Origin of the sequence: Peribacillus sp. NPDC097675, assembly GCF_050277655.1 — a bacterium.
GTDB lineage: Bacteria > Bacillota > Bacilli > Bacillales > DSM-1321 > Peribacillus.
In genome coordinates this window covers 223,845-242,727 of sequence record NZ_JBNNSK010000007.1, presented here as the reverse complement: position 1 = coordinate 242,727, position 18,883 = coordinate 223,845, and the positions used below count along the sequence as shown (strand labels likewise).

Annotated in this window: 20 protein-coding genes, 1 tRNA gene and 1 pseudogene; 18 read left to right on the top strand and 4 right to left on the bottom strand. The window is 42.3% G+C overall.

Annotated elements, in window-relative coordinates; genetic code table 11:
• Window positions 1-79: 79 nt before the first annotated feature.
• From ACQKL5_RS12565 to ACQKL5_RS12555, 3 genes are all read right to left on the bottom strand, one after another.
• Window positions 80-220: a hypothetical protein gene (locus tag ACQKL5_RS12565; protein ID WP_427609141.1), complete on the bottom strand. Its 141-nt coding sequence runs from the start codon at window positions 218-220 to the stop codon at window positions 80-82.
• A gap of 64 nt (window positions 221-284) precedes the next feature.
• Entirely contained in the window at window positions 285-902 is a 618-nt protein-coding gene (locus ACQKL5_RS12560; RefSeq protein ID WP_427609139.1) for a class D sortase, read from the bottom strand.
• A gap of 1 nt (window position 903) precedes the next feature.
• Window positions 904-1,938, bottom strand: a complete 1,035-nt coding sequence (locus ACQKL5_RS12555; RefSeq protein ID WP_427609137.1) for a processed acidic surface protein — start codon at window positions 1,936-1,938, stop codon at window positions 904-906.
• Between the two features lie 504 nt (window positions 1,939-2,442).
• On the opposite strand from ACQKL5_RS12555, the gene ACQKL5_RS12550 reads away from it, so the two are divergent.
• The 15 genes from ACQKL5_RS12550 (at window position 2,443) to ACQKL5_RS12480 (ending at window position 15,871) form a co-directional block, all read left to right on the top strand.
• Window positions 2,443-3,627, top strand: coding sequence for an ATP phosphoribosyltransferase regulatory subunit (locus tag ACQKL5_RS12550; protein WP_427609172.1), 1,185 nt, complete (start codon window positions 2,443-2,445; stop codon window positions 3,625-3,627).
• Complete coding sequence (hisG, locus tag ACQKL5_RS12545) at window positions 3,620-4,252, top strand: ATP phosphoribosyltransferase (protein ID WP_402870706.1); 633 nt, start codon at window positions 3,620-3,622, stop codon at window positions 4,250-4,252. The genes ACQKL5_RS12550 and hisG overlap by 8 nt, the downstream gene beginning before the upstream one ends.
• Window positions 4,253-4,277: 25 nt before the next feature.
• On the top strand, window positions 4,278-5,558 hold the full coding sequence (gene hisD / locus ACQKL5_RS12540; protein WP_427609135.1) for a histidinol dehydrogenase: 1,281 nt from the start codon (window positions 4,278-4,280) through the stop codon (window positions 5,556-5,558).
• A gap of 108 nt (window positions 5,559-5,666) precedes the next feature.
• Window positions 5,667-6,254: an imidazoleglycerol-phosphate dehydratase HisB gene (hisB, locus tag ACQKL5_RS12535; RefSeq protein WP_427609133.1), complete on the top strand. Its 588-nt coding sequence runs from the start codon at window positions 5,667-5,669 to the stop codon at window positions 6,252-6,254.
• Complete coding sequence (hisH, locus tag ACQKL5_RS12530) at window positions 6,255-6,887, top strand: imidazole glycerol phosphate synthase subunit HisH (RefSeq protein ID WP_427609131.1); 633 nt, start codon at window positions 6,255-6,257, stop codon at window positions 6,885-6,887.
• Window positions 6,884-7,618 carry a 1-(5-phosphoribosyl)-5-[(5-phosphoribosylamino)methylideneamino]imidazole-4-carboxamide isomerase gene (gene hisA / locus ACQKL5_RS12525; RefSeq protein ID WP_427609130.1) on the top strand — a complete coding sequence of 245 codons (735 nt, stop codon included), beginning with the start codon at window positions 6,884-6,886 and terminating at the stop codon, window positions 7,616-7,618. Before hisH ends, hisA begins: the two co-directional genes overlap by 4 nt.
• Window positions 7,619-8,377 (top strand): imidazole glycerol phosphate synthase subunit HisF, encoded by a 759-nt coding sequence (gene hisF, locus ACQKL5_RS12520; protein ID WP_427609128.1) that lies wholly within the window; start codon window positions 7,619-7,621, stop codon window positions 8,375-8,377.
• Window positions 8,374-9,030 carry a bifunctional phosphoribosyl-AMP cyclohydrolase/phosphoribosyl-ATP diphosphatase HisIE gene (gene hisIE / locus ACQKL5_RS12515; RefSeq protein ID WP_427609126.1) on the top strand — a complete coding sequence of 219 codons (657 nt, stop codon included), beginning with the start codon at window positions 8,374-8,376 and terminating at the stop codon, window positions 9,028-9,030. Before hisF ends, hisIE begins: the two co-directional genes overlap by 4 nt.
• Window positions 9,031-9,198: 168 nt before the next feature.
• Window positions 9,199-10,701, top strand: coding sequence for a tetratricopeptide repeat protein (locus ACQKL5_RS12510; RefSeq protein WP_427609125.1), 1,503 nt, complete (start codon window positions 9,199-9,201; stop codon window positions 10,699-10,701).
• Between the two features lie 100 nt (window positions 10,702-10,801).
• Window positions 10,802-11,752 carry a thioredoxin-disulfide reductase gene (gene trxB, locus ACQKL5_RS12505; protein WP_427609170.1) on the top strand — a complete coding sequence of 317 codons (951 nt, stop codon included), beginning with the start codon at window positions 10,802-10,804 and terminating at the stop codon, window positions 11,750-11,752.
• A 447-nt stretch (window positions 11,753-12,199) separates the two neighbouring features.
• On the top strand, window positions 12,200-12,658 hold the full coding sequence (locus tag ACQKL5_RS12500; protein WP_427609123.1) for an 8-oxo-dGTP diphosphatase: 459 nt from the start codon (window positions 12,200-12,202) through the stop codon (window positions 12,656-12,658).
• 45 nt (window positions 12,659-12,703) lie between these two features.
• On the top strand, window positions 12,704-13,603 hold the full coding sequence (gene rapZ, locus ACQKL5_RS12495; RefSeq protein WP_427609121.1) for an RNase adapter RapZ: 900 nt from the start codon (window positions 12,704-12,706) through the stop codon (window positions 13,601-13,603).
• Window positions 13,593-14,573: a gluconeogenesis factor YvcK family protein gene (locus tag ACQKL5_RS12490; RefSeq protein WP_427609120.1), complete on the top strand. Its 981-nt coding sequence runs from the start codon at window positions 13,593-13,595 to the stop codon at window positions 14,571-14,573. The genes rapZ and ACQKL5_RS12490 overlap by 11 nt, the downstream gene beginning before the upstream one ends.
• 66 nt (window positions 14,574-14,639) lie before the next feature.
• Window positions 14,640-15,593 (top strand): DNA-binding protein WhiA, encoded by a 954-nt coding sequence (gene whiA / locus ACQKL5_RS12485; protein WP_402962518.1) that lies wholly within the window; start codon window positions 14,640-14,642, stop codon window positions 15,591-15,593.
• Window positions 15,594-15,613: 20 nt separating this feature from the next.
• On the top strand, window positions 15,614-15,871 hold the full coding sequence (locus ACQKL5_RS12480; RefSeq protein ID WP_427609117.1) for an HPr family phosphocarrier protein: 258 nt from the start codon (window positions 15,614-15,616) through the stop codon (window positions 15,869-15,871).
• An 82-nt stretch (window positions 15,872-15,953) separates the two neighbouring features.
• On the opposite strand, the pseudogene clpP reads toward ACQKL5_RS12480, so the two are convergent.
• A pseudogene (clpP, locus tag ACQKL5_RS12475) lies at window positions 15,954-16,568 on the bottom strand (ATP-dependent Clp endopeptidase proteolytic subunit ClpP); the annotation flags it as partial.
• 299 nt (window positions 16,569-16,867) lie between these two features.
• Between clpP and ACQKL5_RS12470 the strand changes: the two are divergent.
• The 3 genes from ACQKL5_RS12470 to rpoN all read left to right on the top strand — a co-directional run bounded on the left by ACQKL5_RS12470 (window position 16,868) and on the right by rpoN (window position 18,872).
• A tRNA-Arg gene (locus tag ACQKL5_RS12470) sits at window positions 16,868-16,939 on the top strand.
• A gap of 179 nt (window positions 16,940-17,118) precedes the next feature.
• On the top strand, window positions 17,119-17,262 hold the full coding sequence (locus ACQKL5_RS12465; RefSeq protein ID WP_427609116.1) for a hypothetical protein: 144 nt from the start codon (window positions 17,119-17,121) through the stop codon (window positions 17,260-17,262).
• Between the two features lie 269 nt (window positions 17,263-17,531).
• Window positions 17,532-18,872, top strand: a complete 1,341-nt coding sequence (gene rpoN, locus ACQKL5_RS12460) for an RNA polymerase factor sigma-54 (protein WP_427609114.1) — start codon at window positions 17,532-17,534, stop codon at window positions 18,870-18,872.
• Window positions 18,873-18,883 lie beyond the last annotated feature (11 nt).

The window sequence follows — 18,883 nt, the reverse complement described above, 5'->3', positions numbered from 1 at the left end:
AATGAATAATTATAACAATAGAAAAACAGGTGGAGAAAAACGAGTTGTTTTTCTCCACCTGTTTTATTTTAGGGACTTATTAGACAGCCCCTTTTAGTTGAGACAAATCTTTTTTAAGTTGGTCCATGACTTCTATAATCGATATATCCTCATTTTTCGATGTTATTTCATATGTGTTTCTTACGATTTGATAGAACTTTTCCTGCGCCTGTTTATCCATAACGCACACGTCCTCCTACTCTCTTATAATGGAGAGAGGGCTGCAATTGATGCAGCCCTCGTGTTTAATTGTCCATTTCCGATTTCAGTAAATCTGCAATCAATACATATCGCTCTGGTGCACTACCAATATATGAAAAAGGATAACAGGTTGTGACAGTCAGGGTGGCTTTGGGCTTGGGTACGATCACGGTCCGATCATCGGCGTCGACAATCCGGACCTTTCTCACTTTATACGTGAACGTGCCAGCCACAGTCTTCGTGATCAGCAAATCGCCCTCTCCAACGTCACCTAGCTTACGGAAAACCGTGTCCCGATGGCCGGATAAAACGGAATTATCCTTTTCTCCAGGCAGCACCGAACCGGCGTAATGCCCGACGCCCTTTTCAAGCTCATCCTCATCTGTTCCATGGTAAATCGGTAAAGTCGCCTCGAGCTTCGGGATATACAGCTCTCCCATCAGGTCGCCCGTTTCCGGCCTTTTATCATAGAGCTGATCATTGGCCGGAGCCTTTTTTTCTTTGTGGACGGTTGTTTGTTCAACGATATCGGGCTTGTTCCATTTATAAAGGGCATATCCCTTTAATAAGGTATAAGCATTCGTCGTTGTAAAATAGAAACCTACAATGATAAGGCAGGAAGCCATAATGAGAAGCCATTTTTTCGTGTGCTTGGGAGTCATCTTATTTTACGAGCATCGCTTTCCTGATAAACCTAAAAGCAAGGGCAATCATCGCTAAACCGATCAACGCACCAAACAGGTAGTTACCGGAGGTCTTAGGCATCAGAGCCCCTTTTTCCGTTTTATGTTTAGGCTTTTCTTTTTTTACCTCAGCCACTTTGGAAATGACCTTCGTTGTTTGCTTGAGGTCATTTCCTGTGTCTTTCACTAAATCGGAACCGATCATTTCCCCAGTCAAATTAAAATCAAGCAAGAGGTTGCCGCTTAAGTCATAGATGGAGACTAGTAAACTAGCATTCGTTAAATCCTCTAGCTTGAATAATGATTCAAGAGATAGGGTGGAGGTAACGCCTTCATGAGTTAAAGAAAACTTGAATTGGATTTGCAACAAGTTTTGCAATTCATCATAAATGGAAAGCATTTCGGCCACTTGTGCAGCAGATAGTTCATCGATGGTTTCGAAAGCCTCCAATTGCTCCATTTTATCAGCAATCGTCATCAAGCGGTCTTCAAAAGTAGGCTCTTCAACGATAGGTAACAAATGGTTCATAAAACGCTCGAGTTCTTCCTCTGTCAGGTCAATCTCAGTAAATAGGTCATCCATTAAATCGATGAGATCCTCGTCTTCATAGTCCATGTCTTCTTCTGAATCTAAATCGATGATATCTTCAATATCGTAAATGAAGTGGAAGGTATCAAGAATGGAATCTCCTTCTTCCAATTCCCCATAATCCATTAATAAGTTCGTAAGTTCTTTTTCGGTCATTTCATAGTCGTTAAGTAGCTCCTGCAAAGTTTCAGGAGTTGCAGCCGGACCGCATGTATCGCGCAGGTCTTCTACTGATTCAAAATCTGCCATTGTTAAATCGTAATAGGCCAAGTAATCGATCAGCTCGGCTTGCGACATTCTAATCTCAGCAAGATAGGTATTCAGCTCATCTTGATTGATTTTCGTTGCAGCAAATCCGTGATTCCCGCCAAAACCCAGCGAAAAAATGATTACACATGCAATAAAAAATGAAAAAATTCTCTTCAAACTCATTTCCCCCTAAAAGTTAAAATACACCTAAACCACTAAAAATTATAAGTCCTCCATTCCAAAAGATATACAACAATAATGATAAACGAACAAAGATGGTATAAAAGGACTGGGAAATAGGGTCTGACCCCCACTAGATTATTCCAGTACCTTGCAGCTGTAAGGTGCAGGAAGTTCGGTGGAGTTTGGGAAATGGGGCCTGACCCCATTATTGGACCTTTTTTCATTGACGTCTGGTTGGAGCAGGAGTAAACTAGTAATAACTTCATCTTGTTACCATATTAGCGAACTAAAGTAATTTGATAGATTATTTTGATTATTTATAGGTTTATGTTCGTTTTTTTGATAGTATTTTACATGTGACCCATCGTAGGGTTTTAAGATTGTTATATAGGAAAGATATAGGTATATACACATTTATATATGCATGGACCCGAATTTGATTTAGAGGGTCAAATGGAAATACATACATTACCGAATATTTCAAAAGGATGTGGAGCCGTGACTAAGCGATTTATGTTTGAGAAGCCGTTAGGAATGAGAGATACGTTGCCGATGCTGTACGAAACGAAAGTATCGGTTCGAAATAAGATGAGTGATGAAATCAAGAAGTGGGGATATCAGTTTATTGAAACACCCGCTTTGGAATATTATGAAACGATTGGGGAAGCTTCGGCAATTTTGGATCAACAATTATTTAAATTGCTAGATTCTCAGGGTCATACGCTTGTGCTTCGACCCGATATGACGGCCCCCATTGCACGCGTGGCGGCATCGAAATTGCTTAAACAGCAAATCCCACTCCGTCTTGCTTATTCGGCGAATGTATATCGTGCCCAGCAACGTGAAGGTGGACGGCCGGCTGAGTTTGAACAAATCGGCATAGAGTGTATTGGAAACAAGTCCATCAGCGCTGATGCGGAAATGATCGCGTTACTTGCAGATGTCCTGAAGGCTGCGGGACTGAAGGATTTCAAGATATCTATCGGCCATATTGGATTTTTACAAGAATTTTTCTTGAGTATCCTGGGAACGGAAGAGAGGGCATCAAGATTAAGAAAATTGTTATATGAGAAGAATTATGTTGGTTTCCGTGAACATGTAAAATCACTTCCGTTATCTTCTATTGATAAACAACGGCTCATCGAATTCATTTCTTTAAGGGGAAGCGAAGGAACTTTGTCAAAAGCGATGATGTTGCTTGAGAATGGAAAAGGACAAGATTCACTAGATGAACTCAAGGAACTGGCTGTACAACTGAAGGAGTTCGGTGTGGAACAGTATGTGAACTTTGATTTAACGCTAGTCAGTCATATGAGTTATTACACAGGCACTCTGTTTGAAGTGTATGCAGATCAAGTCGGTTCACCTATTGGAAATGGTGGACGCTATGATAACTTGCTTGAAAAGTTCGGCTGGAATGCTTCTGCCACCGGGTTCGCGATTCGTGTCGACCGTCTTGCGGAAGCACTTGGTGAACCTAGCCAGCTCGTTGCACCGGAATGTATTTTGTTCAGTCCAGAACGCAGGGCGGAAGCACTTGATTTTGCCAAATCGAAACGTTCAGAAGGTAAAAGAATCACGATTCAAGATATTACGGTCGTGCAAAATGTCGATGCCTTTACGAGGACTTTTTCTGACGTGCATTTATTTGTAGGGAATGGGGGGAATGGAGAAGATGAGTAATAGCTTTTTAACAATCGCGATGCCTAAAGGGAGAATATTTGAAGAAGCGGCAGAGCTATTAAGAAAGGCCGGCTTTCGTCTACCTCCTGAGTTTGATGATTCCCGTAAATTAATCATTGAAGTAGAAGAGGAAAATCTTCGTTTCATTTTAGCAAAGCCGATGGATGTCGTGACGTATGTGGAACATGGAGTTGCAGATATGGGGATTGCGGGGAAAGACGTGATGTTAGAGGAAGAACGTGATGTATACGAGTTGCTTGATTTGAAGATCAGCGCTTGCTACTTGGCAGTTGCGGGTCTACCTGGTACGAAAATCAGTTCATTCGCTCCTAAAATCGCCAGTAAATATCCAAATGTGGCCTCAAGTTATTTCCGCCAACAAGGTGAGCAGGTTGAAATTATCAAACTGAATGGTTCGATTGAATTAGCGCCATTAATAGGGCTGGCGGAACGAATCGTGGATATTGTTTCAACTGGTCAAACATTGAAGGAAAATGGTTTGGTTGAATATGCGAAAATTGCCGATGTGACTTCAAGGTTGGTGGCGAATCCTGTCAGTTACCGGATTAAAGAAGCGAGAATTACAGAAATTGTCGATCGGTTAGCTGAAATTATAGAACAATAAAAAGTAACGTTGATGAGGTGAACACATGAAAATTTCACGTTTTGCAGAAGGAATTTCCTTGAAGCGTTCAGTAGATTCCGGTACTGCCGACCAACGAAAAGCAGTACAGGATATCATTTATGCTGTGAGGAAAAATGGTGATGAAGCATTACGTTCTTATACAGAACGTTTTGACGGTGTACGGCTTGAGGATTTTCTGGTGACTGAGCAGGAATTGGAAGAGGCAACTGCAGAGTTAACCGATGAACAGGTAGCGATTATCCAGGAAGCAGCCGATAATATCAGAATGTTTCACGAGAAACAAATTCGGAATTCTTGGATTACAACCGATGATAATGGAACGATGCTTGGGCAAAAAATGACGCCACTAGACGCGGTTGGTGTTTATGTCCCTGGTGGCACAGCTGCCTATCCATCTTCGGTTCTGATGAATGTTATGCCTGCTAAGGCGGCAGGTGTAAAGCGTATCGTAATGGTTTCCCCACCTGGTAAAGACGGTAAATTGACGCCTGCGGTCTTAGCGGCTGCGAAAATAGCCGGCGTGACGGAAATATACAAGGTCGGTGGAGCTCAGGCGATTGCGGCTCTTGCTTATGGAACGGAAACGATAGTGAATGTCGATAAAATTGTCGGACCAGGTAATATTTATGTAGCCTTGGCCAAGCGGGAAGTATTCGGGGACGTGGCCATTGATATGATTGCCGGACCAAGTGAAATAGCTGTGCTTGCTGACGATACGGCTGTTGCTTCGGAAGTAGCTGCGGATTTGTTATCACAGGCAGAACATGATGCTCGTGCCTGCAGTGTACTCGTGACAACTTCAACGGTATTGGCAACAGACGTGGACGCCGAAGTGGAGAAGCAAGTGGCTTTACTTCCGCGTCGGGAAATCGCTGAAGCTGCCATTAAGGACTACGGGCGGATTGTTGTCTGTGAGGATATGGACGAGGCGATCGGTGCTGTAAATGAGTTGGCACCAGAGCATTTGGAAATCATGACACGGGATGCTCTAGAAGTGATGGCGAAAATCCGTCACGCCGGGGCCATCTTTATCGGCCGATTCAGTTCGGAGCCTGTCGGGGATTATTTTGCAGGTCCGAATCATGTCCTGCCTACTAATGGGACAGCCCGTTTCTCCAGTCCACTAAACGTTGACGATTTTCAAAAGAAATCAAGCATCATCATGTACAGCGAAACGGCATTCCGCCAAAATGCGTCGAAAATTGCTGCATTTGCCCGAATGGAAGGACTCGAAGCCCACGCCCGCGCCATTGAATCCCGTGGTGTACATGAACTTGGGAAATAGGGTCTGACCCCTAAATAAAAGCACTGAAAACATTGATATATATAGGTTTGTTATGAGTTTTGGAACTTGGGAAATGGGGTCTGACCCCCGATTTGAGGAGGATTTGTTATGGAGCGTTTTGCTAGTGTGGAGCGGAAGACGAATGAGACGGATATTAGTTTGAGGTTTGGTGTCGATGGGGAAGGGAATTCGTCGATTGAGACGGGTGTTCCGTTCATGACGCATATGCTTGATTTGTTCACGAAGCACGGGAAGTTTGATCTTACGGTGGATGCGAAGGGTGATACGGAGGTTGATGATCATCATACAACTGAAGATATCGGTATTTGCTTAGGGCAGACGTTATTGGAGGCTCTTGGAGATAAGCGTGGCATTAAGCGTTATGGAAATGCTTTCGTACCGATGGATGAGGCACTTGCACAGGTTGTCATTGATTTAAGTAATCGGCCCCATCTCGAGTTCCGTGCAGAATTCCCTTCGCAGAAGGTTGGGACATTCGATACGGAATTGGTGCATGAATTTCTTTGGAAGTTTGCGCTTGAAGCACGAATGAATCTGCATGTCATAGTTCATTATGGTCATAATACGCATCATATGATCGAGGCGGTCTTTAAAGCACTTGGACGTGCATTGGATGAAGCGACGTCCATCGATCCACGAGAAAAAGGCATTCCTTCGACGAAAGGATTGTTGTAAATGATCGGAATCGTCGATTACGGAATGGGGAATTTATTTTCCGTCAGCAAGGGGCTCGAGCGTTTGGAAGCTGATTCATTTATTTCCGATGACCCTGCCGAGCTGGCCAAGGCGACAGGCATCATCCTACCCGGCGTCGGTTCATTCAGAGATGCGATGAGTCTCTTGGAAAAACAAAAGCTTGATGAATTCCTGAAACAATACGTAGCCGACGGCGGATTTTTACTGGGGATATGCCTTGGCATGCAACTTCTATTTGATGAAAGTGAAGAGAATGGGCCCGCAAAAGGTCTTTCCCTCATTCCTGGTAAAGTCGTTCGTTTTACAGGCGTGGATGCTAACGAACAAACATATAAAGTACCCCATATGGGTTGGAACCATCTTAGATTTAAACAATCATCGCCATTAATCGACGGTCTTGCAGAGGAGCATGTGTACTTTGTTCATTCTTATTTTGCAGATACCGATGAATCCTATGTGATTGCTTCAGCAACTTATGATGTGGAAGTACCGGCAATCGTTGGAAAAGGTAATGTATTCGGGATGCAGTTTCATCCTGAGAAAAGCGGGCAGATGGGCATGTCTCTCTTGAAAAATTACTTGTCCTTAGTGGAAGGGAAGGAAAAAGCATGAGCAATTTTACGATTTACCCGGCGATTGATATGCGCGGCGGAAAGTGTGTCCGCTTAATCCAAGGAGACTACAATCAGGAAACGGTTTATGGTGATTCTCCCTTTGATATGGCAAAAAGCTTTGCGGACCAAGGAGCAGATTGGATACATATGGTCGATTTGGACGGGGCCAAAGAAGGTGTGCGCATCAATGACTCATACGTGATCAAAGCGGCGAAAGAGTTGGGGGCACGCGTTCAAATTGGCGGAGGGATTCGGACAGAAGAGGATATTGCCCATTATCTAGATAACGGGGTAGAACGTGTCATCCTTGGAAGCACGGCCGTTTCCAATCCTGGATTCACAAAAGAAATGATCAGAAAATACGGGAAACATATCGCGATTGGGATAGATGCAAAAGATGGAAAGGTTGCCACACATGGTTGGTTGCAAACCTCGGAAACACTGGCCATCGATCTTGGGAAAATTCTTGCGGATGCAGGAGCGGAGACGTTTATCGTGACAGATATTGCGACGGACGGCATGCTTTCTGGACCAAATGTCGATGGGATTGTCGCGATGGCTAAAGCTACTGGAAAGCATGTAATTGCTTCTGGTGGCATCAGTTCTCTTGAGGATCTTATCAAGCTCCAAGAATATGAAGCTCAAGGAGTGGCAGGCGCCATTATTGGTAAAGCCATTTATACGAATCGCTTTACGGTAAAAGAAGCGCTAGTAAAGGTGCGTGGTTAAATGCTGACAAAACGGATTATTCCCTGTTTGGATGTTAAAGATGGGCGTGTCGTGAAGGGCATACAATTTGTTTCCTTAAGAGACGCGGGGGACCCTGTCGAACTTGCTGCCTTTTATGATCAAGAAGGAGCCGATGAACTGGTTTTCCTTGATATTTCCGCTTCTCATGAAGGGCGTGAAACCATTGTCGACGTCGTTCAAAGTGTAGCAGGTAGCCTAGCCATTCCCTTTACGGTTGGTGGTGGCATAAACTCACTTGCGGACATGAAAAAGATCCTACGGGCAGGCGCAGATAAAGTGTCCTTAAATACAGCCGCCGTCCTTCGACCTGACTTAATCAATGAAGGTTCCGATTATTTCGGTGCACAATGTATCGTCATCGCCATCGATGCACGATATGACGAGGAGCTTGGTTCTTGGCGTGTCTATACCCATGGTGGCCGTAAACCGACAGAGTGGGAAGTCATTGATTGGGCGAAGGAAGCGGTTAGCCGCGGGGCCGGAGAAATTCTACTAACGAGCATGGATTGTGATGGCGAGAAGCAAGGGTTTAACATTGCATTAACGAAAGCGGTATCTGAAGCTGTATCTGTTCCGGTCATTGCCTCTGGTGGTGCCGGGAACGCAGAGCATTTCCAGGCTGCATTTGAAGAAGGAAAAGCGGACGCAGCATTGGCAGCTTCGATTTTCCATTATAAAGAAACATCAGTCAAAGAAGTCAAAACGTTTCTCAAACAACAAGGAGTGGTTGTACGATGAATTTTGATACGATTAAATATGACGAAAAAGGTCTAATTCCTGCGATTATCCAGGACGCAGGAACAGGAGAAGTCTTAACGCTTGCATATATGAACAAAGAATCGCTGAATCTATCCATTGCAAAAGGGGAGACCGTATTCTTCAGCCGTTCTCGCAATAAGCTTTGGCATAAAGGGGAAACGAGCGGAAATACACAAAAAATCGTCGAAATGAAATATGATTGCGACCAAGATGCGTTAGTCGTAAAGGTTGTTCCATCAGGTCCGGCATGCCATACCGGTGCCACTAGCTGCTTCGGCACAACAATTTATAAAGATGAAGAAGTGCAACAGACTGGGCCAACCAATGTGAATTTCCTGAAAGAATTGGAAGAGTTAATCGCAGAGCGAAAAGCAGAAATGCCTGAAGGCTCTTATACGACCTATTTATTTGAAAAAGGCGTAGATAAAATCTTGAAAAAGGTGGGGGAAGAATCAGCTGAAGTCATTATAGCGGCCAAAAATCGTGACGCTGAAGAACTTTCGATGGAAAGTGCTGATCTTCTATATCACTTATTCGTTCTGCTTCAAGAACAGGAATTACCTTTCCAAGCTGTCCTTGATGTATTAAAGGCTAGGCATTCCGTAAAAGATGAACCGAAATTAAAGGCTTAAGACAGTTTTTTCACCCTCCTTCTCCTGGAGGGTGTTTCTTTGTAAGGAGTTCGTGACAGAATGAGAAGAAGGGAGTGAAATTCATTTTCCATTTTCTTGAATCGTTCGGCAAAAATCCTTCCATATGATATAATACTATAGTTAATCAACTTGTAGATGGAGGATTACATGAGTAAAGACTCTAAATATAGCCAACAGGCAAAAATTCTAACCTTTCACCCAACTGGTGAGTATTATTTCACTAAGGGTTTAAAAGCATACCATAGACATGAATTACCTAAATCAAAAAAATACTTGGAACGTGCCTTGGAACTTGAGCCCACTGAACCGATGATTGCCTGTCAATTGGCGATTACTTGTTCAGAAATCGGCGAATATAATTATTCCAATAACCTTCTAGAAAATATCTTGGATGTAATGGATCCTTATATGTCGGAATGCCATTACTTCCTAGCCAATAATTATGCCCATCTAGGCATGTTCAAGGAAGCGTATCGCCACGCGAGTGCGTACCTTGATAAAGAGGAAGACGGAGAGTTCAGCGACGATGCGGAGGACCTTCTTGAACTAATTACATTTGAGTCCGATGATTCAGGGGAAAACCCGTTTAAGCATGATGGTCTTATTGCAAAACAGGAAAAAGCCCGAGAGTATCTCGAAGCAGGTGACTTCCCTAGAGCAATTGAAGTGTTAAAGGAAACGATCGCCGAATATGAAGATTATTGGTCAGCATACAATAATCTTGCGTTAGCGTATTTTTACCTTGGTCAGGTGGAGGAAGCTTTCAGCACGTTGGATGAGGTGCTGGAAAAAAGCCCTGGAAACCTGCACGCGCTTTGTAACCTTGTCGTATTTCATCATTATCAGCAGGATGAAGAACATGTGGAGGAACTTGTCTCGATGCTCGAAAAGATTCGTCCCATGTTATCTGAACATCGCTTTAAACTTGGTGCTACCTTTGCGTTAATCGGAAACTATGCCTCTGCATATAAATGGTTAAATGTGCTGCAGAAGCAAGGTTTTGAAGGGGACGGCACGTTCTACTATTGGCTGACGATATCGGCTTATCACTTAGGTCATGAACAAGTGGCCCGAAAAGCGTGGAAAAGGGTCGTGGAGATGAATCCGGAAAAAGAGGGCATGGAGCCTTGGGGAGATATGAATGCAACCTCTGAAGGATTTGAACATCATCTTCCTTCCATTATAAAACGGCTTGAGAGTGAATTTATCGAAGAAAGATTGTTTGCTATTTTCCTATTAAAACATTCCGTTCATAAGCAGAAGCTTTTGAAAAACCAGGTGTTCAACATGAAGCAGAACTTCACCGAATGGGAAAAGGATTATGCCGAAATGGTTCAGGAACCTAATAAAGACCGCCAACTGACAGCGATTAGTTTTGCTGATCGGACGGCCGAATTATTATATCAACATTTTCACCCTATCCAACTAAATGAGGCGGGCCTTTACCTAATGTGGTTTTCTGTCTTCGTCGAGGCAACTCATACCGATCAGAAGCTTAACAATCCAGCAGGATGGGCCTCTGCAGTCGAATATGTATGGAATAAACTTAAAAACGAAAAGACGAGTAAACAGGTCATCGCGGATAAGTATTTCATTTCGGTCTCCACTTTGTCGAAGTATGTCAAGCTCGTTCAAAACCTTTTAGAATGAGCAAATACTTGGACGAAAAATTATTTGTTATATAGGATAATAGGTAGGGAACACTAACGGCAGTGAATGTTCCATTTGTTATGGAATATGGAGGAGTGAGATTATGTCTGAAAAAATTTATGACGTTGTGATTATCGGAGCTGGTCCTGCAGGGATGACGGCTGCTGTCTATACATCACGGGCAAACCTTTCAACATTGATGTTAGAACGTGGAGTTCCAGGTGGACAGATGGCCAACACGGAGGAAGTCGAAAACTACCCAGGATTCGACACAATCCTTGGACCTGAGCTTTCAACAAAAATGTTTGATCATGCCAAAAAATTCGGGGCAGAGTATGCTTACGGAGACGTTAAAGAGATCATTGATGGAGAAGAGTACAAAACCATCAAGGCTGGCTCTAAGGAATTCAAGGCCCGTTCCATTATTATCTCTTCAGGAGCGGAATATAAGAAAATCGGCGTACCAGGTGAAAAAGAACTAGGTGGCCGCGGTGTATCTTATTGTGCGGTTTGTGATGGGGCATTCTTTAAAGAAAAAGAACTGTTCGTCATCGGTGGAGGAGACTCTGCAGTTGAAGAAGGCGTCTACTTAACTCGATTCGCTTCTAAAGTAACAATCGTTCATAGACGTGATGAGCTTCGTGCACAGAAAATCCTTCAAGACCGTGCGTTTGCCAATGAAAAAATCGATTTCATCTGGAATCATACATTGAAACAAATCAATGAAGATGGTGGAAAAGTCGGTAGTGTCACACTAGTTTCTACGGCTAACGGAGAAGAAAAAGAGTTAAAAGCAGACGGTGTATTCATCTATATCGGCATGCTGCCTTTAACGAAGCCTTTTGAGGATTTGGGCATTTTAAATGCTACAGGCTATATCGAAACGAATGATGTCATGCAAACTCGGGTTCCAGGCATTTTTGCAGCTGGGGATGTTCGTGAGAAAACATTGCGTCAAATCGTAACAGCTACTGGCGATGGTAGTATCGCTGCACAATCGGTTCAGCATTATGTGGAAGAACTAAAAGAAAAGTTGCAAATAAAAGCATAATTCTTTATATAAAACTTTACACTTCGTCATTGGGTTTTAACGAGGCTGTAACATCCATGCAATAATGATTGGGTATAGTAAGGGTAGTATTGACCCCCTTTATTATATTAACGTGTTGGGCACAGAGAATTCTGTGCCTTTTTTTTTGTCTGGAATAAAGATGGGACTAAGGGAGTGAGTAGGAAGGGTAAGCGTAGAAATGAATATTCACCCAAACCAGGAAGTTTCCTTTATTGTTAGCTTATTTCAAAAATAGTATAATGATAAGATATACTACACATAGTTTAGTCATAGAGATAAGATGTAAAATTAAGCTTGTTTGTACTATAAGCATTTGTAAATCGCCAAATGGATGTCTAGCGGTGGTTTAAGAATAAGAACGACTTTCCAAAGGCATTAGAGGGAAGTTTCTATAGTCGAGCATAGGCCAATTTGAGGTGAAGAACAGTGCAACGTGTCACAAACTGTGTATTAGTGAAGGACAATCAAATCCTTTTGTTAAAAAAACCAAGACGTGGATGGTGGGTTGCTCCCGGAGGTAAGATGGAGCCAGGAGAATCAGTCCGGGATGCCTGTATCAGGGAATATCGTGAAGAGACGGGCGTTTATTTAAAAAACCCGACCATTAAAGGGATTTTCACCTTTATTATGAAGGATGGAGACAAAGTGTTGTCCGAATGGATGATGTTTACCTTTTTTGCCACCGATTCCGATGGTGTCAATGTGGATGTTTGTGAAGAAGGGGAGCTTTTTTGGCACCCTATTGAAGATATTAAGAAACTGGACATGGCCGAAGGGGATTATCATATTCTAGATTATATGGTTCAAGGAACTGGAGTAATTTACGGCACCTTTACCTATACACCGGAATTTAAGCTACTTTCTTATCGACTTGATCCAGGTTGATCCTCATTTTATAAAAAAAGATAACTACTCAAGGGGGGCAAAAACATGAGTGTTGGGCAGATAAATGATACGCAATTGGTCGTCATAACTGGAATGTCAGGAGCGGGAAAGACGGTGGCAGTTCAAAGTTTTGAGGACCTCGGATTTTTTTGCGTCGATAATTTGCCACCCGCTTTATTACCAAAGTTCTTGGAGTTAATGAAGGACTCGGGAAATAAGATGAATAAGGTAGCCCTTGTTATGGATTTAAGGGGTAGGGAGTTTTTCGATTCCTTATTTCTGGCCTTGGATAACTTAACGGAGACCTCTTGGGTATCTCCTAGGATCCTCTTTCTTGAAGCGGATGATGATGCATTGGTCCGTCGATATAAAGAGACGAGGAGAACCCATCCGTTGGCTCCATTGGATCGTCCATTAGAAGGCATTAAACTGGAACGGGAACTACTGGATGAATTAAAAGGTAGGGCGCAGTTGATCTTTAATACGTCCCGGCTGAAACCACGGGAACTAAGAGAAAAAATCGCCACGGAGTTTTCTAAAAATAAACAGGTTGGATTTTCTGTGAATGTCATGTCTTTCGGCTTTAAACATGGATTGCCCATTGATGCGGACCTTGTGTTTGACGTGCGTTTTCTGCCTAATCCATACTATATTGATCAAATGAGACCAAAGACCGGCTTGGATGAGGAAGTATCGAGTTACGTTTTAAAATGGAGCGAGACACAAAAGTTCCTGGAAAAGTTGACGGATTTGTTAAGCTTCATGCTTCCATACTATAAGCGTGAAGGAAAAGCGCAGCTGGTAATCGCCATTGGGTGTACGGGAGGTCAGCATCGTTCCGTTGCCTTGACCGAATACATTTCGAATTATTTCCAAAAGAGCTATACGGTTCATGTGTCCCATCGTGATATCGAAAAGAGTAAGGGGAAAATAGATGCCAGATAAAGTGAGACAACCTAGAGTGGTAATCATTGGAGGGGGAACGGGCCTTCCAGTCCTACTAAGGGGGTTGAAGAAGTACCCAGTAGATATAACGGCTATTGTGACTGTTGCCGATGATGGCGGTAGCTCTGGTCGTCTCCGGGAGGATATGCATATCCCTGCCCCAGGAGACATCCGCAATGTCCTGGCTGCACTTTCGGATGTTGAGCCTCTTGTGGAGCAAATGTTTCAGCATCGTTTCCAAAGTAAAAATGAATTGTCCGGTCATTCGTTAGGGAATTTAATCCTTGCGGCCATGACCTCATTGACGGGGGACTTTGTCCATGCAATCCAGGAAATGAGTAAATTCCTGAATGTCCGTGGCAAAGTCCTGCCTGCCGCGAACCAAAGTGTGGTCCTTCATGCTGAAATGGAAGATGGAACGATTGTAACGGGAGAATCGAAAATTCCCTTGTCAGGAAAGAAAATAAAAAGAGTATTTCTGTCGCCTCAACAAATAAAGCCGCTCAGTGAAACAATCCAGGCCATCAAGCAAGCCGACCTTATTGTCATCGGTCCGGGAAGTTTATACACGAGCATCCTTCCAAATTTACTCGTTCCAGGTATTGGGAAAGAAATAGCCCGCTCCAAAGCAAAGAAAGTGTACATCTGCAATTTAATGACCCAAGCAGGGGAGACACTCGATTATAGTGCGAGCGACCATATAAAAGCAATCTATGATCATATGGGAAATGCCTATATAGATCGGATTCTTGTCAATGCGGAACCCATACCAATCGGAATTCAGCAACGTTATCAAGCCGAATACGCTAAACCGGTGGTGTATGATGTCGAGAGTCTAAAGAGAATGGGCCTCGAGATTATACAAGGACACATTTTCAGCTATGAGGGTGATGTCATACGCCATGACACTAAAAAGGTAGCCGATTTATTATATAATATGCTTATACACGAAAGTCATATAGCTCCTTAAATATAGGTGGAGACTGTCTTTTGACTAAAAAATAGATGACCTATGTTCGATTGGGGGGTGAAATGAATGTCTTTTGCTTCAGAAACAAAGAAAGAACTGACTACATTGGAAGGTAAGGATTGCTGCGTGAAAGCCGAGTTATGTGCCCTAATTCGGATGAACGGGTCCCTTTCATTTTCGAATCGTAAGCTTGTTGTGGATATTCAGACGGAAAATGCAGCGATTGCTCGACGGATATATATGCTTCTGAAAAAAAGTTATGAGGTCCAGGTCGAGCTACTCGTTCGTAAAAAGATGAAACTTAAAAAGAATAATGTGTATATCGTCAGGATGTCAGCTGGCGGCCAGCGGATCTTAACCGATTTGGAAATATTGGGTGAAGGCTTTGAAATTCTTCATGCTATATCCGATAATATAGTTGGAAAGAAATGTTGTAAGCGTTCATATATAAGAGGTGCTTTCCTCGCAGGAGGTTCGGTCAATAATCCGGAAACATCTTCCTATCACCTCGAGATTTTCTCGCTTTATAAGGAGCATAATGATGCCTTATGTGAATTGATGAATAAGTTTGACCTGAAGGCGAAGACGCTTGAAAGGAAAAAAGGATATATCATTTATTTAAAAGAAGCCGAGAAAATCGCCGAGTTTTTAAGCATTGTGGGAGCGCATTCAGCATTACTAAGGTTCGAGGATGTACGAATAGTGCGGGATATGCGTAACTCCGTCAATCGGCTTGTAAATTGTGAAACTGCTAATCTGAACAAAACGATTGGAGCTTCACTGCGGCAAGTCGAGAATATCCATTATATCGAAGATACAGTTGGACTAAGTATTTTACCGGATAAATTGCGGGAAATAGCAGAACTGCGGATTGCATATCAAGACATAACTCTAAAGGAACTGGGTGAAATGGTTTCTGGAGGGACTATTAGTAAGTCTGGCATTAATCACAGGCTACGAAAAATTGATGAAATAGCTGATAGACTCCGTGGGGGAGAAGCTATTTCTGCGAAAAAATAAGGTGTAATGGAGAGATTAAGATGGTGGAAAAACAAATAGAAGTAAAACTAAAGACAGGTTTACAAGCCCGCCCGGCAGCTCTTTTCGTTCAAGAGGCTAGTCGCTTTCATTCAGACGTTTTCCTTGAAAAAGACGGAAAAAAAGTGAATGCCAAAAGCATCATGGGTTTGATGAGCCTAGCTGTTAGTTCTGGTGTATCCATCAAGCTTATCGTAGACGGGCGCGACGAACAGGAAGCAATTGAAGCGTTGGAAGAATTCGTACAGCAAGAAGGATAAAAAACGGGGATGCCTCAAAGTTGCATCCCTTTTTTGATATAAAAAAACGGACTCAAAATGAATGAGTCCGTTGGTTTTATTATTAAGATTCTTTCTTTTCGTCAAGGTGGCTACGCGTGATGACCTTGTCAATCAAACCGTATTCAAGAGCTCTTTCAGAAGTCATGAAGTTATCACGTTCTGTATCTCTTTGAAGGACTTCTAGAGGTTGACCAGTACGTTCCGCTAGAATTTGGTTCAATTTATCTTTCAAGTGAAGGATACGACGGGCTGCAATTTCGATTTCCGTTGCTTGCCCTTGAGCGCCTCCAAGTGGTTGATGAATCATGACTTCACTGTTAGGAAGTGCAAAACGTTTGCCTTTCTCTCCAGCAGCCAATAGGAATGCTCCCATTGAAGCGGCCATACCGATACATACAGTAGAGACATTAGGCTTGATATATTGCATCGTATCATAAATCGCCATACCGGAAGTGATGCTTCCACCTGGGCTGTTGATGTATAATGTAATGTCTTTTTCAGGATTTTCAGCTTCTAAGAATAGTAATTGAGCAACAATAGAATTGGATACATTGTCGTCAATCGCACTTCCAAGCATGATGATCCGGTCTTTTAATAAACGGGAGTAAATATCGTATGCACGCTCTCCACGGCTTGTTTGTTCAATAACTGTAGGAATTAAATTCATGTTCATTTCCTCCTTCGATTGAGAGAATCATTTAAATTCTTTATGTATGTATGATACACTTTTTGGTCAATTAAGGTCAAACAAAACAAACCCAATATTTGATTATTCGTTCGACAAATTATTATGAATACTCCTTTCAAAGGATATTTAATAGAAAGTAAGCCGTTCAGGGATGAATTTCCACTTTATCCATACTACCCATATTTTGATGTTTTAAACCTGAATGCTCTTGCAAACAAACGGTTTATATCATATAATGGAATCTGTTGAAAAAATACTTTAAGCACTATTAATCGACTTCCTATTTTGCCCTCGTAGTGCAACGGATAGAACGCAAGCCTCCGAAGCTTGAAATGCAGGTTCGATTCCTGCCGAGGGCATTACTGTTAACTGCCTCTACGCTTTTTCTTAGCGTAGGGGCTTTTTTTATAATTAATTTAAAGTAAGTAATAGAAGGTAAACTACACTCATAAAGTAATCCGGTTTATATCAGTAAAATAAGGTATAGTATATGTAATGAATAGATTTTCTTTAAAGACAAGAAAAGTAGGTGAACGAAGTGGGGAAATATCAATTGGATTACAAAAGTCAGGTGGCTGTGACAAAGTTTCATGAAAAACAGAAGCCTGCCAAATTTGATAAAAAGCAGCATCTTGAAAAATTGCGTGCGGAGTTTTTGAAAAAGAAGCAAGCAGATAAATAATTAATATGAATGAAAACAATGTGGAACTCTTTTGGCAAACTACAATCTCCTGTTTATAGAAGCAGGAGCTTTTTTTATAATGAAAATAACCTCGAATCCTGTTTGAATCCCCCGATATTGAATAATTTGGTTCCCAAATAAGTAGTCGTTAAGGGCTCAACCTAAGCGTATAGTATATAAATTAAAATAATCTATAAAGTAAGCGTTTTCAGTTTTTTGTGTAGTATTATCTCCTAATCATGTAAAATGGAATGGGGAGGGATGGATCAATGAGCATGAACATGAACGCAGGTCTTTTTCAACAGCAAACATTAAAAATGGCCATGACCCAGGAATTAATGCAGGCTATTACGTTGTTGCAGTATTCGACACAAGAGCTTACCGCCTTTTTAGAAAATAAAATGGAGGAAAACCCACTAATATCCCTGGAACAGCCAGCTTCTGCTTTATTTCAACCTACCTACGATCGTAAAAAAGGGAAACAACATATAAAAAATACGTTTGATTCGAATGATTGGATCGAACAATTGAGTGGTGAAGATACTCTCTCGATTGAACAACATGTGATGTCGCAATTAAATCACCAGCAGTTATCCGATGAACACCAAAAAGCGATGGTGTTCCTGATTCACAATCTTGATGAAAATGGCTATTTGCGAATCGATTTGGATGATATTTGGGAACCTGGCATGTCTTCTACCGTTTTAAAAGAAAACCTAGCTGTTTTACAACAGGTAGAACCCCATGGTCTTGCGGCAAGGAATTTGCAAGAATGCCTTCTTCTACAGGTGAAAGCGGAAGGGATGAACCGATTAGCTGAATGTATCCTTGAAAACTATTTTCCTGAGTTTGTCGAAAAGCGCTGGAAGGAATTAAGTAAAAAGATAGGTGTTTCACTGAAGGAAATTCAGCAAGTGCTTGATTATGTCCAGACGTTGAACCCAAGGCCCGGCTCCCTCTTTTTTCAGGAAAAGCCCTCCTATATCGTACCGGATGTAGTTGTCGAAGTGGTTGAAGGTACTCTGCTGGTAGGGAATTATGAAGGGAATTCGCCCAATCTTCATGTGGATAAAGGGTATTTGAACCAGATGAAGAGTTATAAGGACCATGGAGTGCAACGTTTTATCCAGGACAAGTGGCAGGAGTTTCAATGGATTTCAAAGGGGATACAACAACGTAAGGAAACCATCTTAAAGGTGATGCAAACAATCGTCGAAAAGCAGCCATCCTGTTTTCTTCATGGGTTAAATTTTTTAAAACCGATGACGATGAAAGATATAGCGGACGAACTGGGTATCCATGAATCCACTGTGAGCCGGGCCGTGAAAGGGAAGTATGTCCAAACGTCTTTTGGTACATTGGAAATGCGCATATTTTTCACCACTTCGTTGCAATCGGTCGGCCATGTGGAGGATATTTCAGGGATGCAGGCGAAAAAAAATCTGCAGGTAGCGATCCAAAATGAAAATAAACAAAAGCCGCTTTCCGATCAAGACTTAGTAGTATGGTTAAAAGAAGAAAAGGGAATCATCTTGGCGCGCCGAACAGTAGCAAAATATCGGGAGCAATTGGGCATTCCCTCTTCATCTAAACGAAAAAGGTATGATTGAAAAGGATGAGT